General features: G+C 31.8%; 19 protein-coding genes and 1 other annotated feature (1 of these 20 running past the window's edge). Of the genes, 14 read left to right on the top strand and 5 right to left on the bottom strand.

Features of this window, described 5'->3' with window-relative positions:
- Positions 1-203 precede the first annotated feature (203 nt).
- From BUA82_RS14490 to pflA, 4 genes are all read left to right on the top strand, one after another.
- Entirely contained in the window at positions 204-1,301 is a 1,098-nt protein-coding gene (locus tag BUA82_RS14490; RefSeq protein WP_073009729.1) for a 6-phosphofructokinase, read from the top strand.
- A gap of 95 nt (positions 1,302-1,396) precedes the next feature.
- Entirely contained in the window at positions 1,397-2,176 is a 780-nt protein-coding gene (locus BUA82_RS14485) for a serine hydrolase (protein ID WP_073009726.1), read from the top strand.
- Between the two features lie 126 nt (positions 2,177-2,302).
- Entirely contained in the window at positions 2,303-4,531 is a 2,229-nt protein-coding gene (pflB, locus tag BUA82_RS14480; protein ID WP_073009723.1) for a formate C-acetyltransferase, read from the top strand.
- 51 nt (positions 4,532-4,582) lie between these two features.
- Entirely contained in the window at positions 4,583-5,299 is a 717-nt protein-coding gene (pflA, locus tag BUA82_RS14475) for a pyruvate formate-lyase-activating protein (RefSeq protein ID WP_073009720.1), read from the top strand.
- Positions 5,300-5,337: 38 nt separating this feature from the next.
- Here the strand turns inward: pflA and rd are convergent, their stop codons facing one another.
- From rd to rocF, 3 genes are all read right to left on the bottom strand, one after another.
- Complete coding sequence (gene rd / locus BUA82_RS14470) at positions 5,338-5,499, bottom strand: rubredoxin (protein WP_073009718.1); 162 nt, start codon at positions 5,497-5,499, stop codon at positions 5,338-5,340.
- A 163-nt stretch (positions 5,500-5,662) separates the two neighbouring features.
- On the bottom strand, positions 5,663-6,277 hold the full coding sequence (locus BUA82_RS14465) for a 3'-5' exonuclease (RefSeq protein ID WP_073009715.1): 615 nt from the start codon (positions 6,275-6,277) through the stop codon (positions 5,663-5,665).
- Positions 6,278-6,302: 25 nt separating this feature from the next.
- Positions 6,303-7,223: an arginase gene (gene rocF / locus BUA82_RS14460; RefSeq protein ID WP_073009712.1), complete on the bottom strand. Its 921-nt coding sequence runs from the start codon at positions 7,221-7,223 to the stop codon at positions 6,303-6,305.
- Between the two features lie 211 nt (positions 7,224-7,434).
- Between rocF and BUA82_RS14455 the strand changes: the two genes are divergently transcribed.
- Positions 7,435-8,391, top strand: coding sequence for an L-lactate dehydrogenase (locus tag BUA82_RS14455; protein ID WP_423230457.1), 957 nt, complete (start codon positions 7,435-7,437; stop codon positions 8,389-8,391).
- 112 nt (positions 8,392-8,503) lie between these two features.
- On the opposite strand, the gene BUA82_RS14450 is transcribed toward BUA82_RS14455, so the two are convergent.
- Positions 8,504-9,487, bottom strand: a complete 984-nt coding sequence (locus tag BUA82_RS14450) for a biotin--[acetyl-CoA-carboxylase] ligase (protein WP_073009709.1) — start codon at positions 9,485-9,487, stop codon at positions 8,504-8,506.
- Between the two features lie 308 nt (positions 9,488-9,795).
- On the opposite strand from BUA82_RS14450, the gene BUA82_RS14445 reads away from it, so the two are divergent.
- The 9 genes from BUA82_RS14445 to BUA82_RS14410 all read left to right on the top strand — a co-directional run bounded on the left by BUA82_RS14445 (position 9,796) and on the right by BUA82_RS14410 (position 15,612).
- Positions 9,796-10,443, top strand: coding sequence for a site-2 protease family protein (locus BUA82_RS14445; protein WP_073009706.1), 648 nt, complete (start codon positions 9,796-9,798; stop codon positions 10,441-10,443).
- Between the two features lie 16 nt (positions 10,444-10,459).
- Positions 10,460-11,101, top strand: coding sequence for a tRNA (guanosine(46)-N7)-methyltransferase TrmB (gene trmB, locus BUA82_RS14440; RefSeq protein ID WP_073009703.1), 642 nt, complete (start codon positions 10,460-10,462; stop codon positions 11,099-11,101).
- Between the two features lie 216 nt (positions 11,102-11,317).
- Positions 11,318-11,596 (top strand): MerR family transcriptional regulator, encoded by a 279-nt coding sequence (locus BUA82_RS21190; protein WP_341430495.1) that lies wholly within the window; start codon positions 11,318-11,320, stop codon positions 11,594-11,596.
- Positions 11,597-11,643: 47 nt separating this feature from the next.
- Positions 11,644-12,189 (top strand): hypothetical protein, encoded by a 546-nt coding sequence (locus BUA82_RS21185; RefSeq protein WP_341430494.1) that lies wholly within the window; start codon positions 11,644-11,646, stop codon positions 12,187-12,189.
- 348 nt (positions 12,190-12,537) lie between these two features.
- Positions 12,538-12,990, top strand: coding sequence for a GNAT family N-acetyltransferase (locus BUA82_RS14430; RefSeq protein WP_073009700.1), 453 nt, complete (start codon positions 12,538-12,540; stop codon positions 12,988-12,990).
- A gap of 139 nt (positions 12,991-13,129) precedes the next feature.
- Positions 13,130-13,390 carry a TfoX/Sxy family protein gene (locus tag BUA82_RS14425; protein WP_073009697.1) on the top strand — a complete coding sequence of 87 codons (261 nt, stop codon included), beginning with the start codon at positions 13,130-13,132 and terminating at the stop codon, positions 13,388-13,390.
- Between the two features lie 23 nt (positions 13,391-13,413).
- The gene (locus tag BUA82_RS14420) at positions 13,414-13,905 is read left to right on the top strand and encodes an NUDIX hydrolase (protein WP_073009694.1); all 492 of its coding nucleotides are present in this window, start codon (positions 13,414-13,416) and stop codon (positions 13,903-13,905) included.
- Positions 13,906-13,944: 39 nt separating this feature from the next.
- Complete coding sequence (locus BUA82_RS14415; RefSeq protein ID WP_073009691.1) at positions 13,945-14,436, top strand: GNAT family N-acetyltransferase; 492 nt, start codon at positions 13,945-13,947, stop codon at positions 14,434-14,436.
- Between the two features lie 51 nt (positions 14,437-14,487).
- The gene (locus BUA82_RS14410; RefSeq protein ID WP_083599955.1) at positions 14,488-15,612 is read left to right on the top strand and encodes a macrolide family glycosyltransferase; all 1,125 of its coding nucleotides are present in this window, start codon (positions 14,488-14,490) and stop codon (positions 15,610-15,612) included.
- A 354-nt stretch (positions 15,613-15,966) separates the two neighbouring features.
- On the opposite strand, the gene BUA82_RS14405 is transcribed toward BUA82_RS14410, so the two are convergent.
- Entirely contained in the window at positions 15,967-17,472 is a 1,506-nt protein-coding gene (locus BUA82_RS14405; protein ID WP_073009688.1) for a Ppx/GppA phosphatase family protein, read from the bottom strand.
- Between the two features lie 146 nt (positions 17,473-17,618).
- Positions 17,619-17,802: a binding site (T-box leader), on the top strand (it continues 35 nt past the right edge of the window).

Here is a 17,802-nt window from a genome sequence, read left to right as displayed (position 1 = left end):
TGTATTTTGTATATGTTATTATACATAATGAAATGTTTACATGATAAAACATTAAATTTGTACAATATCACAATTTTAACAACAAAAGTACATAAAAAAGTACATAACATAATTAAAATACAGTAAGATATTAGTGTATTTTGTTTATTTTTAAAAACAATTGTTGTATAATTAAAAACATTATAGGTAGAGGGGGAAAAAATATGACACAAAAAATAAAAAGGATAGCTTTGCTTACAGGTGGCGGGGATTGTCCAGGATTAAATGCAGTAATAAGAGCCGTAACAAGAACTGCAATTCTACAATATGGATATGAAGTTGTTGGTTATAGATATGGATACAGAGGCCTATATAACAATGACTACATCCCTTTAACTCTTGATACTGTATCAGGTATTCTTCATAGAGGTGGAACTATACTTTACAGTTCTAACAAGGATAATCTTTTTGATTACCAAGTTGAAGAAGATGGTAAAATGGTAAAGAAAGATGTATCTGATGTAGCTATAGAAAACATGAAAAAAGCAGGCATAGATGCTTTAGTTGTTATTGGTGGAGACGGTACATTAACCAGTGCTAGGGACTTTTCAAGAAAAGGTGTTAATGTAATTGGAGTTCCAAAAACCATAGACAACGATTTAGCTGCTACAGATGTTACTTTTGGATTTAACACTGCTATTGATATAGCTACTGAAGCCTTAGATAGATTACATACAACAGCAGAATCTCATCATAGAATTATGATCTGTGAGGTTATGGGAAGAAACGCTGGATGGATAGCTCTTCATTCAGGCATAGCTGGTTCTGCAGATGTTATTTTGATTCCAGAAGTACCTTATGATATCAATAAGATAGCAGAAAAAATTCACCAAAGACAAGATGCAGGAAGACCATTTAGCATAATTGTTGTAGCTGAAGGAGCTAAAGCTAAAGATGGAGAAGTAGTAGTAAGTAAGATTGTAAAAGACAGTCCAGACCCAATAAGATTAGGTGGAATTGGAAATAAGCTAGCTAATGATCTTGAAGACATAATTGAAGGACATGAAATAAGAGCTACAATATTAGGACACGTACAAAGAGGAGGAACTACCTCTACTTATGACAGAATCCTTTCTACAAGATATGGCGTTGCTGCTGCAGAGCTTATTAATGAAGGTAAGTTTGGAAATATGGTATGTTTAAAAGGCGATGACATATCTTATGTAAGTCTTGAAGATGTAATCGGAAAAGATAAGAATGTTGATCCAAATGGAGAATTAGTTTCCATGGCTAAAAAGATTGGGATTTCTTTTGGAGAATAATAAAGAGGCATCAGAGAAATCTGATGCCTTAATTCTTTAATTTTCTTTTCATATATGCTATAATTAGCAATAGATTATTTAGTCTGGAGGATATTATGAAAGAGATTAAAAAATATTTTGAATCAAGAATTGGAAATTATAGTTTCTATTTTGAAGACCTTAATAGCGGATTTGTATATGGATATAATGAAAACGTTAAAATGACTGCAGCAGGATGTATGAAACTTCCTATAGCCATAGCCCTTTTAAAAGAGGTAGAAAACTTAAACTTTAATCTTAATGATAAAATTTTAATAGGTCAAGAAGATAAGGTTTATGGTACGGGTATTTTACACGAATTTTTAGAAAGAGAATACACCCTATATGAACTTATGGTAGCTATGCTTATTCAAAGTGATAACACCGCTTCTAATAAAATAATTAATCTAGTGGGTAAAGAGAAAATTAATGAAAGTATCAGAGAGATGGGACTTAAAAACACAGTGCTTAATAGAAGAACTTCTGATGAAATATATGATGACAATAATGATGAGAATATCACCACTAGTTATGATTTGTGTAAGTGCTGGAAGATATTATTTGAAAAGAAATATTTAAACCAAGAATTAAGCGATATGCTTATTGATATTTTAAAGAGACAGCAACTTAAAAACAAGAGTGCATTATATATCCCGGATGACTTAAAGAGCAATATATCTAATAAAACAGGAGACAAAAAAGCAGTGGAAAATGACACTATGTTTATAAACATTGAAAAGGGTACTTTTGCTTTTTCTGTTATGAGTAATGAGATTCCAAACAGCGTTTATGGTATAGTAACCATAGCAAAAGCAGGTAAGATGATGTGGGATAATATAACTAATTATTGGAGTTAAGCCGTATTAACGGCTTATTTTTTTGTGAATAAATAGATAAAGGCTATTACATAATTAGTGATATTAGGATATAATATTTACAAGGTATACTTAAGTATCACCTTATTACAAAGGAGGCGGAATAATATGTTTAAACAATGGCATGAGTTTACTCCAGGATCTTGGCAGCAAGAAGTGGATGTAAGAAACTTTATTCAGAAAAACTATACACCTTATGAGGGAGATAAGAGTTTTCTTCAAGGGGCAACAGATAGAACAAACAAGGTTTGGGATAAGATATTGAGCCTTTTAGAACAGGAAAGAGAAAAAGGCGTTTTAGATATAGAGGTAAACAAAATATCTGGAATAGATAATTATGATGCTGGATATATTGATAAAGAAAATGAAGTTATAGTTGGACTTCAAACAGATGCACCTTTAAAAAGGATTGTAAATCCTTATGGGGGTTGGAGAATGGTTCAGCAATCCTTAGAAGCTTATAATTACAAAATGAATGAAGACATAGAAACATACTTCCCTAAATACAGAAAGAGCCATAATGAGGGGGTATTTCATGCTTATACCGAAGATACTAGAAGAGCAAGGTCTGCAGGGTTGCTAACAGGCTTACCAGATGCTTATGGCAGAGGAAGAATTATTGGGGATTATAGAAGGGTACCTCTTTATGGAATAGATTTTCTTTTAAATAAAAAGAAAGAAGACCTAGAACAATTAAAAGGTGACATGTTAGATGAACTAATAAGAAAGAGAGAAGAAGTTAATGAGCAAATAAGAGCCTTAGAGGAAATGAAATCTATGGCAATGAAATATGGTATAGACATATCAAAGCCAGCTGAAAATGCTAAGGAAGCGGTTCAATTCTTGTACTTGGCTTATCTTTCTGGAGTGAAAGAAAACAATGGAGCAGCTATGTCTTTAGGAAGAACTAGTACCTTCTTAGATATTTATATAGAAAGAGACTTAAAAGCAGGTTTAATAACCGAGATAGAGGCTCAAGAATTAATAGATCAATTTATTATTAAATTAAGAATTGTAAGGCATCTTAGAACCCCAGAGTATGATGATTTGTTTGCAGGAGACCCTACATGGGTAACAGAGTCTTTGGCAGGGGTAAGTATTAATGGAAGGCCTTTAGTAACTAAGAACTCCTATAGATATCTCCATACATTGATTAATTTAGGACCAGCACCAGAACCCAATATGACAGTACTATGGTCAGATAACCTTCCAGAGAACTTTAAAAAGTTTTGTGCTGAAATGTCCATACTTACTGATTCTATTCAGTATGAAAATGATGAGATAATGAGACCCATATATGGCGATGATTATGCTATTGCTTGTTGTGTTTCTGCAATGACTGTAGGAAAACAAATGCAATATTTCGGAGCTAGATGCAACTTAGGTAAAGCTTTATTATATTCCATCAATGGTGGGGTGGATGAGAAGAAAGGCAAGTTAGTATTAAGTGGAATAGAGCCTATGGTGGATGAGGTTTTAGATTACCAAAAGGTAAAAGAAAGCTTCTATAAGGTTTTAGAAAAAGTGGCCAAGTTATATGTAGATACCATGAATGTAATACATTATATGCATGATAAATATGCTTATGAAGCAGGACAAATGGCACTTCATGACACTGAGGTACAAAGGCTTATGGCTTTTGGAGCTGCAGGGTTATCCGTAGTAGCAGATTCATTAAGCGCCATAAAATATGCAAAGGTAAAACCCATAAGAAATGAAGCTGGCATAGCGGTGGATTTTGAAATTCAAGGGGACTTCCCTAAGTATGGTAATGATGATGACAGAGTGGATGATATAGCGGTGGAAGTAGTTAATAAGTTCTCCTCAGAGCTTAAAAAACATCCTTTATATAGAAATGCAAAACATACATTATCCATATTAACTATTACATCCAATGTAGTATATGGTAAGAAAACTGGAGCTACCCCAGACGGAAGAAAGGCTGGAGTGCCTTTTGCCCCAGGAGCAAATCCAATGCACGGAAGAGATACAATGGGAGCCTTAGCTTCACTTAATTCAGTAGCTAAAATACCTTATGCTAATGTTTGTGAAGATGGAGTATCCAACACTTTCTCTATAGTGCCTCAAGCCTTAGGAAAAGAAGAGGATACTAGAATTAATAATCTAGCATCCATAATGGACGGCTATTTTAACCAAGGAGCTCACCATTTAAACGTTAATGTATTAAATAGAGAAACGCTGCTAGATGCTATGGATCATCCAGAAAAGTATCCTCAGCTTACTATCAGAGTTTCAGGATATGCTGTTATGTTTAACAGATTATCTAGAGAACAACAATTAGAAGTTATTAGCAGAACATTCCATAATAGCTTATAAAATTTTGAGAAGGGGGAGGTAATATCTCCCTTTTCTATATAAGAAGGTGTTATTGTGATAGGTAAAATTCACTCTATAGAAACCATGGGACTAGTAGATGGACCAGGAGTTAGGCTAATTGTATTTTTTCAAGGTTGTTCCTTAAGATGTTCCTTTTGCCACAACCCTGATACTTGGGGAGTTAATGAAGGAAATAGTATATCTTCAGAAGAATTAATTAAAAATATTTTAAGATACAAGACTTATTTTAAAGCTTCAGGTGGAGGCGTGACCTTTTCAGGAGGAGAGCCGTTGCTTCAGCCAGATTTTTTAATAGAAATGCTAAGGCTTTGCAAAGTTAATGGTATTCACACCGCCATTGATACTGCAGGTTGTGGGCTAGGAAGATATGATGAAATCTTAAAGTATACAGACCTGGTGATCTTTGATGTTAAGCATGTGAAGCCTGAAGGATATAAAGAGATAACAAGAAATAAAATCCATGAAAGTCTAAGGTTTTTAAATGAGATTCAAAAACATAAAAATAAGATGTGGATAAGGCAGGTAATAATTCCTGGAGTGAATGATAATATAGAATATATAGAGTCTTTAGCTGACTTTATTAACAAATTAGATAATGTGACGAAGGTTGAGCTGCTTCCTTATCATTTACTGGGGGTTTCAAAGTATGAAGCCTTAGGAAAGAAGTATGCATTAGATGGAGTCCCAGCAATGGATAAAGATAAAAATAAGAAACTTGAAGAACATCTTTATAGTTTAATTAAATAAAAAAATAAGGCTCTAATTAGAGCCTTATGCTTTTTAAACTATTCTACAGGTGAAAATTGATCTTTACCAACACCGCATAGTGGGCAAACCCAATCTTCTGGTATAGCTTCAAAAGAAGTTCCTGGAGCTACTCCATTATCCTCGTCACCTACTGCTGGATCATAAACATAACCGCATACATCACATATATAACTTTTCATTTTTAGTTCCTCCTTATAGTTGTAATTACATGTTTATTAAATAACAATTTCTATTAGATATAAATATTATATCATCACATGAAAAAATTTCAAGTTGTATACTTAAAAAACAAGTTAAATTTGTATAAAGTTATTAAGTACTTTATATTAATATTAATTCTAATTAAAGTATTCCACAAAGCTTACTAAAATATCCTTTTGGAATAGCACCTTTTTTAATGCCTTCAGTAACTACTAAGTAAGTTGCAGCCGTATCAAAGCGTGCATCATGATAATTGCCCATAGCTTCAAATAATCTGGAAGCTGTATTCTCAATATCACTCTTTTGAATGTTTAGATGTTTTATTACCTCTTCTAATCTAGGGTTTTTAAAATCTCCTCTAGGATTTAGAATTTTGCAAATGTTTTTATAATAGGACATAGTACAAAACAGTCTTTTAGGTTCGAAAAGCTCTCCTATACCCTCTAACTCATGTTTTAAAAATTTAATATCAAAGCTTACATTATGACCTATAACCACATCTGCCTGGTAAAAATCTTTAATAAAATCTTCAAATCTATCTTCGAAATATTCACCGTTGCTTAATTCGTATAGTTTTTCTAAAGAAAAGCCGTGCACTGCCTCAGCCTCTGGTTCCATATGTTCTACGGTGAAGAAATAGTTCTTACCTATGGTTTGTTGTGGTTTTACAGAAGAATCTACGACAATGTAGCTTAACTGGCATATGCTTCCCGGCTTTATACCAGTAGTTTCTGTATCAAAAAATAATAATTTCATTACTGACCTCCTAATATATCCTCAATTAAAGCTTATCATTACTTGATTTAAGATTCAATGCAATAAAATCAAGCATATTCATACAATTCTTTAAGGTAGTATCATCCTTATCTATTATAGGGTTAAATTCAACAAAATCCATGGATTTAATGATATTTAAAGAAAATATATCCTGCAGTATTTTTTTTACTTCTTCAATATCTAAGCCTTGATCCACAGGGGTACCAGTACCAGGAACTAAATCTGAGTCTAGTGAATCTATATCAAAGCTGAGATGCATATTTTTTATACTTGATTTTTTAATAGCATCTTTAAGTTCACTACAAACATTATTAATGCCTTTTTCTTTTATATCATTTGTTGTCCATACATTTAAGGAGTGGTTTTCTATGATTTCTAATTCTCCTTCATCTAAATCTCTAGCACCTAGGATAAAAACATTTTCTGGTTTAACCTTGATGCCGTGAAAATATAGATTGGTTAAGTCTTCATGTCCAAGTCCCATGGCTGCAGAAAGCGGCATACCATGTACATTACCTGTGGGAGAGGTTTCAAAGGTGTTAATATCTCCATGAGCATCTACCCATATCACCCCTAAATCATCACCAAATTGCCTGCTTACTCCAGATAAGCTGCCAAGGCCTAAGGAGTGGTCTCCTCCAATAACCAATGGGAAACTGTCGCTTTTTAAGGAGCTATATACTAAGTGTGCAAGATTGGTGTTTACCCCCACTATTTGGGATAAATACTTCATGTTATTATGATCGCAAAATTTGTTATTAATTTCAAAAGAGGGAACATATAAATTTCCTAAATCATATATATCATGACCATGACTTTTAAAAATTGATAAAATGTTATTTTCTCTTAATACATCAGGACCTTTTTCTACTCCTGGTTTGTCACAACCAAGAAATAAAGGAACACCTATTAAATTTATGTTCATCTCTTGTACCTCCATGGTTTATCAAGTTATCATTATATACTAAAGTTATGGAATTTTAAATATTTTATTCAACTATATTATTTTAATCCTTTTAGGGGAAAATTAAAATAGTAAGTTTAATATAGCGAAGTTTTATAAGTTGATAATGATTATTAAATAATATATAATATATTTAGGATTATTGCAAATCCTAATGTTGGAGGTGTTTTAAGTGGACATAAAAACTAATAAAATTTCTATAATAGGAGCTGGCTTTGTAGGTTCCACTACGGCTTATGCACTGATGCTGGAGGGTTTAGCTTCTGATATTGTCATTGTAGATGTAAATAGAGATAAGGCAGAAGCAGAGGCTATGGACTTATCTCATGGAGCTTCCTTTGTAAAGGCAGTAGATATTAAAGCAGGAGATTATGCTGACACTGCAGATTCTGATATAGTTATTATTACAGCAGGAGCAGGTCCAAAACCAGGAGAAACCAGATTAGATATAATTAATAAAAATTTAAATATATTTAAACAAATAATACCAGAGATAGTAAAGTACAGCCCAAATTCATTGCTTTTGGTAGTATCTAACCCTGTGGATGTTCTTACATATATTACATATAAGTTATCAGGTTTCCCAGCTAATAGGGTAATTGGTTCAGGTACGGTACTGGATACATCAAGATTTAGATATATGCTATCAGAGCATTTTAATGTGGATGCAAGAAATGTGCATACATATATTATTGGTGAGCATGGGGATTCGGAAATTGCTGCCTGGAGCTTAACTAACATAGCAGGTATGAATGCTGATGAGTATTGCCAAAATGTATGCAAAGGCTGCGATAAAAACTTTAAGTATGATATTCCTGAACAAGTTAAAAATGCTGCCTATGAAATTATAAATAAAAAAGGATACACAAATTATGCTGTAGCTTTAGCAGTGAGGAGAATTGTAGAAGCTATACTTAGAGATGAGAATTCTATACTAACGGTATCTAGCTTATTTACCGGAGAGTATGGTATTGAGGATGTTTACCTAGCTATACCTAGTATAGTAGGCAGCGGAGGGGTGGAAAGCATATTATCTGTACCTCTATCACAGGAAGAACAAAGCAAGTTACATGAATCCGCCGAGATTTTAAAAAGCATAATAAAAGAGTCTAATTTATCCGATAGCTAACAGCTCATGGATAAGCTCTTCTAAGCTTCACCTGGAGTAAGCCTTTCTTTTAAGTAAGTCCATCTGAAGCTAAAAATCACTTGATAATAAAAATCGCCCTAGGGCGATTTTTTTATATATATCCATTTATTCCTCTTACAGATATTTCACCAGATATAATTTTTTTAAAATTACCTTGGGCATCTCTTACAATAAGTTGACCTTTATCATCTATATCTATAGCTGTAACCTTTTCTTTCTCAGTTTTATTTATTAAATAAACCTCTTTTCCTAAAACTGCTGAATATTCTTTACAGATATTTATGGAAGTTTTAATATCCAGTTCTTTTTCAAATTTTTCATATAAAGCTTCAAAGTTTTGAAGTATATCCACCAATAGGGCTTTTCTTTCTATGTCTTTACCCCTTATTAATTTTAAAGAACTAGCTTTATCTAGTAATTCCATAGGAAAATCACTTTCCTCTAAGTTAACATTTATCCCTATGCCTACAACTATATGATTTATCCTGCTAAGTTCAGCGCTAAGCTCCGTGAGTATACCACATACTTTTTTACCATTAATTATAATATCGTTAGGCCATTTGCATTTTACATCACTAAAACCAAGGTTTACAAAACTTTTTATCAAGGCAGCAGCAGCCACATGGGAGATCATAGGAGCATATTGGGGTTCCATATCAGGGGTTAATACTATAGAAAACCATAAGCCTTTATACTTAGGAGAAGTCCAATCCCTTCCTAAACGACCTCTTCCTGAGGTTTGCTCTTCGCTGATAATAACGGCACCATTTTCCTTGGAATGCTGTTTTGCCATGGTATTAGTAGAATCTAAGGTGTCAAAATAATATATGTTTTTCCCTATAAATGAAGTGTTAAGGGACTCTTTTATCTCTAAAGGATGAATATCTATAGGATTTTTTATAAGCTTATAACCCTTATTACGCAGGGATTCTATTATGAAGCCTTCCTCCTTTAATTGTGAGATATACTTCCATACAGCCACACGGCTTACATCCAGTTCATTACTTATCTTCTCTCCAGATATATAGCCATTATCTTTATTTTTTATCAGGTATTTAAGTATTTTATCTTTCAAAGTTACACTTCCTTACAAATATTAGGTAAGAGTTTAGGTAAGAAGTAAGAACTAAGAGGTAAGAGTTATGGATAAAACTCGAAGAGTTTTTTTAAAAATTATTTATACTTCTTACTTCTTACTTTTTAACTCTTACTTATTCATATTTCTTACTTTTTACTTCTTACTTCTTACTTATCCATAGATTTATTATAGCAAAAAAGTAAATTAATGCACCACATGCTTAATTATTGTATATAGCTGGTGTATATATTATAATCTTTACTATACTTAATTATAAGGCACTTAACATTTTAGGAGGAAAATATATGTTTTTTCAAAAATCATTATTACAGATTGTACTTACCATACCAGCGATTTTAATCGGATTCACCTTTCATGAGTATGCTCATGCTTTAGTTGCTGATAAGCTGGGAGATAAGACACCTAGATTTCAAGGAAGGCTTACCCTTAATCCTTTTGCTCACATAGATCCCATAGGGTTTATAATGATACTTTTGTTTGGTTTTGGATGGGCAAAGCCAGTACAGGTAAATTCCAGAGCATTTAAGAATTATTATAAAGATGACCTTAAGGTTTCTATAGCAGGGCCTATAGCTAATCTTATTGTTGCTTTTATCACTGCCATAATATATGGCTTATTGTTAAAATTTCATTACTATTTATATATACCAAGATTAAGCCAAATAATAGATTTACTTTTTAATTTTACTATACTTATAAATGTAAATTTATTTTTATTTAATCTACTACCATTACCAGGGTTAGATGGTTTTCATATTTTAGAAGATTTATTCCCTAGATCTTTTTATAAGTATGGAGAGGTAATGTATAAATATCAGATGCTAATTTTATTATTAGTAGTAGGTACAAACGTCATAGGATTTATAATAGGAACACCAGCTAAAATGATATTTCAATCTTTACTAAAATTAGCTTTTAGTATTGCTGTTTAGATAATGGAGGAAAATTATGAGACTAAGGAAAAAATGGTGGGCTAGACCCGAGCTGGAAGCAAGCCCTAAGGTAATAATTAGACCTACAGAGAAAAAAGGAAAATGGAAAGAAGAATTTAAAAATAATAATGAAATACATTTAGAATTAGGTTGTGGAAGAGGTAAGTTTGTTACAGAATTAGCCTTAAAAAATCCAGATAAGAACTATATCGCTGTGGATTTAAAGGATGAAGTGCTTATCTATGTACTTAAAAAGTTAGAAGAAAATGATATTTCTAATGTGAGGATAGTACCTCTAAATATAAGCTTTATAGGAGATTTATTCGAAGAGGATGAGATAAGCAGAATATATATAAACTTCTGCAATCCATGGCCTAAGGACAGGCATAAAAAAAGGAGATTAACCCATACAAGATTCTTAAATGAGTACAAGAAATTCATTAAAACAAACACAGAGATTTGGTTCAAAACCGATGACAGGGAGCTCTTTGATGAGTCACAAGAATATTTCAAAGAAAGCGGCTTTACCTTAGAATACTTAACTTATGACCTCCATAACTCAGACTTTTTAGAGAACATAATGACAGAATATGAATCAAAATTCACCTCTTTAGGAATGAAAACTATGTTTTTAATTGGAAAATACGTGAATAGGTAAGAGGTAAGAAGTAATAGATAAGAAGTAAGAAGTAAGGGTTAAGAGGTGCAAGTGAAAATTTACTCAATGATTTTTATTCATAGCTCTTATCCCTTCACTCTTACTTTCTTTATAAAATAGTAATTGGTTTATTGAGAAAAATAATTGGAAAATTCTCTTGACCCTCACGGAACGTTATAGGATATGCTGTTCATATGAAGAACAGGAGGTCATAAAATGAGAACAGTAAAGGAAGTATCTGAGTTAACAGGTATCAGTATACGCACACTTCATTACTACGATGAAATCAATCTATTAAAACCAACGGAATGCAACCAAATTGGATACCGGCTTTATGATGATAACGCACTGGTAACTTTACAGCAGATTTTATTTTTTCGCGAATTTGATATGCCCTTAAAGGAAATCAAAGCTATTATAGGAAATCCAATTCTTGACACAAATCAGATGTTACAAAATCAGAAGAAAATGCTGGAATTAAAAAAGAACGTTTAGAACGATTAATATCCAGTATCGATGATATTCTGAAAGGAGAGAACAGGATGGATTTTCAAGTATTCAGTAAGGCAGAGATTGAGGAGTTGTATCAGACAATGGTTTCCCATATGACTGAGGAAATAAAACAGGCAGTAGAACGGGAATATGGTGGGATGGATGAATTTCATGACCATTATATAGAATATGCATCCGGTGAGAATGGACAGAAGAGTTATAAGAAAATGATAGAGTGGTATGGAGATAAGGAAAGTGCATTGAATGCTGCCAATAATCCACTTGATTCACAGATTATACAATCATATGAAAAACTATATGATGTGGTCATGAAAAAACTAGCAGAAAACATAGGAAAAGATGTTTCATCCTTTGAGGTTAAGGAAGTAATTGGAGAATGTGGTTTTATCTTTAAGCAACTTTATCAGCTGAAGGATGAAAAGCCATTAATGTTAGATATGGCGGCTTCTTATAAAAATTGTGAAAGTATGAAAACAGTATTAGATGAGAAATATGGAATTGGCATTACAGATTTTTTTGTGAAAGCATTAGATGAATTTTACAATAATAAGATAAAAATAAAGACGGAAAAATAATAAACACTGATGAAATGGTAGTAAGAGTTGGACAATTGAAAGATAGTAATCTCCAGTTAAATATGACTTTGATTAATAAGTAGTAGAATGTAAATTTTACTACTTTTTTTATATGAAAATTTATTAACTATATTGGATATTAAGAAATACAATTTTTAATTATGATAAAGTAAAACGTTCACAAATAAATGAGGTTTATAGCCTTAGATATTGATACAACAGCTTAAGGATGCTTTTATAGATAAAAATACCTTTATCATAAGCAATGATGAGTTTACAAAATATGTTATAATAAAAGAGGAAAATAAATATCAAGTGTTAGTTAAATATTTAGCAGGGTGAAAAATTATGGGAATAATATTTAGAAAGCTAATACAGAATGATTTGGATGTATTTATAAAAATGAGGATTAAGCAGTTACAAGAAGAAGGTGCAGAACCAACCTTGGATTTGAAGCCACGGTTGTATGAGTATTATACAAAGCATTTAGAGGATTGTACTTTTGTTTCATGGTTGGCAGTAGATGATGGAAAAATAGTGGGAACAAGCGGAATGTCCTTTGTTGAAAAGCCACCATATTATAGCAATCCATATGGTAAAATTGGTCTTTTATCAAGTATGTATACTTTGAAAGAATATAGACGACGAGGTATCGCTAGAGAATTATTGGACAGAGTAGTGAATGAAGCGAAAAATTATGGTTGTGGTGCAGTGCAAATTACGGCTTCCAATATGGGAGTCCTTCTATATACAGATTATGGTTTCAAGAAAAACCAGAACTTCATGCAATATATATTTTAGTTCAAATTCCAATTTAGAGAATAGATACAATCAAATTATTAAGCAGTTTAAATTAATATAGAGAGTTTCGCTTTAATGACCTATAAGTTCCGATTAAAGGTTTAGTAATATAAGCAGTAATTTGAAGGGGAATTTTATTATGGGAGAATTATCAAAGCTACCTAATATAGGAAAAGAAGTTGAAAGGCAATTAAATAAAGTAGGCATATTTACTTATGATGAATTAAAAGATATTGGTGCAGAACAGGCTTGGCTGAAAATACAAAAAATTGATGCTTCTGCGTGTATTCATAGATTGTTAGCATTGGAAGGTGCGATTAAAGGTGTTAAGAAAACAGCTTTACCACAGGAACGGAAAGCAGAACTAAAAGATTTTTATAATTTGCATAAATGTAAATAGTAAATTTAAAGAGGGGACAATTAATGGAATTATGGGATGCATATAGAGAAGATAGCACACTTGCGGGTTGCAATTTAGTTAGGGGTGAAGTAATCCCTGATGGTTTGTTTCATTTGGTAAGTGAAATAATAGTTAGGCATAAAGATGGTATGTTTTTACTTACGCAAAGAGATTTAAAAAAGCCTAATTCCCCGGGTCTCTATGTAGCAAGCGCAGGTGGTAGTGCAGTGGTAGGCGAGAGTCCTTATGATGCAGCAATCAGGGAACTCAGAGAAGAAACAGGTGTTGAAACACCAAAATTAGAGCAAATATACAGATGCATGAGCAAGGATACTATATATTATGGCTATCTATGTAAAACTAATTGTGATAAAGATTCAATTATGCTCCAAGAAGGTGAAACAATATCTTATTTGTGGCTGACAAAAGAAGAGTTCTTTAAATTTATTGAATCGGATATGTATATGCAGAGTTATAAAGAAAGAATGAGTGAATATTTAAATATAATTAGATAAATTCAAATTTTAAGTTTAGTAATTTAAAGAGGTACTGATATGATAAGAAAGGCAGAAGTAAAAGATGCATCAAGATTAGCAGAAATATTAATATTTGCAAAAAGAACTGCTTACAGACAAATATTTAATAATGACAATGTTTCATTTAATGAAATGCAGGTTTTAGATTTAGCATTAGAGTTTCGTGATATAGAATCCCAGTTAGATGATTTATATGTATATGATGATGGAATTGTAAAAGGATTGATTAAATGGGGAAAGGCAGATAATAAAGGTACTGAGAATAATGTTGAAATTTTTGAGCTTTACATTGATACTTTTTTTCAAGGACAAGGCATTGGAAGCATTCTAATAAAAGATTGCATTGAACATGCCAAAAAGCAAAATATCAGACAATTATTTCTTTGGGTATTAGAAAAAAACTATACTGCAAGGAAATTTTATGAAAAATATGGATTTAAACCAGATAATGCTAGCAAGTTTGAGGATAGCACTATAGAAATAATTTTAAGATACAAACTAGAAATATAAGTTCCAATTTTGGGTTAAGTATTATAAATAGTAAATTTGTAGGTGGCTATAATGAAAATTTTATTTATAAATCTTCCCTTTTCAGGACACATTATACCGACATTAGGGCTGGTTAAGGAGTTACTGAAAAGAGAAAATCAAGTTACTTATTTATTAGCATATGAATGGAAAAATCATATTTTACAGACAGGTGCTGAGTTTATGGGTTACAAAAATGCAAAAAAGTTATCAGATCAGCTTAAAAATGCATATGATGCTGCCGATGAAATTGCAAAGGAATATGATTTGATTTTATATGAACAATTCTTCTTTTTGGGTAAGCATGTAGCGGAAAAATGGAATAAACCTGCAATTCGAATTTTTACTTCAATAGCATCAAATAAGGAAATTATGAAAGAGTTTATTAATGCAGGTGGGGCTTTAACTATATTTCGTTCACAATGGGTCTGTCGTAAGTTTACAAAGAACGTATCAAAAGGAATTCCGCTGATGACAGATTCATGGCTCAAAGAGATTATTCAGAATCCACCGAATTTAAACTTTGTGTATACGATCAGAGAGTTTCAACCGTATGAGGAAGAATTCCCGGATGAGCACTTTAAATTCATAGGTGCCTCAATTTATAAACGTGATATCCAGTCAGAATTTCAAATGCCTGTAACTAATAAAAAGATAATCTACATCTCTTTAGGAACTATTGTAAATAATGCAAAGAGTTTTTATAAGAAATGTATGAAAGCTTTTGAAAAAGAAGATGTTATGGTAATTATGTCCATTGGTAATTTAGTAAAAAGGAACAGCTTGGGACATATACCAGATAATTTTTATATTTACTCTTCAGTTCCTCAGTTGGAAGTGCTGGAAAAATCAGATGTATTTATTACACACGGAGGGTTGAACAGTGTTTCGGAAGCAATGTACTTTGGAGTTCCCATGGTTGTCTTTCCATATGAAACGGATCAGCCTTTGAACGCTAAATGCATCGAAAGATTAGGCGTTGGGAAAAGACTTGATCGAAAGAAAGTTACAAGTGAATTACTCAAAACTGTTGTAACATCTCTTTTAAACGATAATACCATTGCTCAAAATACAAAAAAAGTAAAAGAAAAGATGCAGTCAGCTCCAGGAAATAGTTTTGCATCAGATTTGATAATGAAATATTTTGATAATTATTAGATAGTTTCCGGTTTGTCTGTGAGATTATAAGCAAAATTTGAATCAGACAAATTTCAATTTAAGGTTGAGAATAATAAATAATAATTTATTAGTTAGGTAAGAACTAATAGATAAAAAGTAAGAGTTAATGAAGAAATTCAGCAAGGCTGAATTTTCACCACAACTATTACTTCTTAGCTCTTACCTCTTACTTAACTACAAATTCCAATTTTAGATTGGGTAATAAAATGATAAATTGTAGAGGAAATAAAAGTTTCAGATTGCATGAGAAGAATGTAATTCTATTAAATAATATACTAAACAGGAAGTAAAGGCTGAGTAATATATAAATTACTCAGCCTTTAAGCCTTAAAACTATATTGTCCTAATTACAAGGTTTTTGTCATAGATTTTTTCGAAGACTTCTTTAGACTTTAAAGCTTCATTGATTTCTAATTCTACATTTCTTTTAGCCACTATTTCTAAAAGAACATTTTCTTCGTCAAAGGATACATGGATGTCCTCTACAGAGCCGCTTAAACTTCTATCTAGGCTTTCTGCTATACGTATTAGTATGGCAACATATTCAGCATTAGAAATATCCAGCCTATTTATTATGCTGCAAAAATGAGCAAAGGGGAATTCAAAGTTGTTGTTTCTATGATAAGCCGCTACAAAAGCGCTGAGTAAGGTCTCTTTGTGGCTTAAGCCAGTTATCATAGAATTAAGTATTATATAAAATGAATGTATATGATGATCGTAATATCTTATGCTTATACCAGAGTCATGGAGGTAAGAAGCGGTTTTTAAAATATCTTTATAATCATCCTTAAGGTGATGAAGTGGTTTTAGTCCTTCATACAGCTTTAAAGCCAGTTTATAAACCTGGGTGGCGTGAGCTTTATCTATATTATGATTTTCTAAAACTCCTTGGATGCTATAGTCTAGTATATCACCTATATCACCATATTTTTCTTCAATGTAATTAAATAATATTCCTTCTCTTAATCCTTTTCCAGAGATTTTGATTTCACTGATTTCCAAACTTTCTGTAAGTTTTACTAAAAAGGAAGAGGCTCCAACTATGATATCAGCTCTATCCTTGGATAAGCCTTCAATTTTATTTCTCTGTTTTAAATCCTTGCTTCTTAAAGCATTATTTATATCATGAAGATCATAATCATAAAAGATATAGTTGTGAGATATGTCTATAGGATATCTTTTCCTTCTTCTATCGATTTTACCTAAAGTTCTTATACTTCCACCCACACCTATTATGTTATGAAAAGTAGTTTCTTTAAGCCAAGGAATAGTAGATAAACTTTCATCTATATAAGAATTAAGGCTTTCTAGATTTTCATATAAAATTCTGTCAGATAAATTAAATTGTTTAGTAAGGTTAACGCTACCAAAAGGCAATTTAAATGATTTTACCAGCTTATTATCCTTTATCCAAGCTAGTATGGTAGTAGAACCACCCATATCAATCATTAATGAATTTGTAGCATACAGGCTTTTGGAAACACCCAAAGAATCATAATGTGCAACTTCCTCAGTAGATAAAATTTTCACCTCTATGCCTGTTTGTTCCTTTATTTTATCTATTAGATAAGAACCATTTTTAGCAATTTTAAGAGCATCTGTAGCCACTGCGATAATGGTAGTTGCATTTGTTGAACTGCATAGGGTCTTAAAGGAAGATAAGGTTTTTAAAGTGTAGGATATTTTTTCCTCTGAAAAACTATCACCGTGAACTAAATCTTCTCCTAATCTTACAGATTCCTTTAATTCATCTATAAGCCTAAAATTTTTACCTTGTACTTCTGCTAATATCAATCTAACTGAGTTAGAAGCAATATCTATAACTCCAATTCTTTCCATAAAAACACCTCTCAATTTATTAAATAGTGATACTATTTATATTAGTTTAATGTTGGGTAGATTTCAATATATACACATAAATATAGATATTAATAATGTATTGACATAGTTATGCATTCAAGTTTATAATATATAGAAACTAAAAATTTGAATTTATGATAAGAAGAGTATTCTATTTGATGCTTTAAAGCGAACTGATGAGGGTGAGAGATCAGTAAGATAAATTAGAAGAAAAGAGTCTTGGAGATCCTTTTTTGAAATCATTAGTAATGATGATAGTAAATAAAGGCGTTAACTGCGTTAAAGTGCTGAGTGGACTTTTATTTAGTC

Source organism: Clostridium amylolyticum (assembly GCF_900142075.1).
GTDB classification, from domain to species: domain Bacteria; phylum Bacillota; class Clostridia; order Clostridiales; family Clostridiaceae; genus Clostridium_AA; species Clostridium_AA amylolyticum.
Note: the sequence above shows the minus strand (reverse complement) of the source record. Positions and strands in the feature narration are given on the sequence as shown.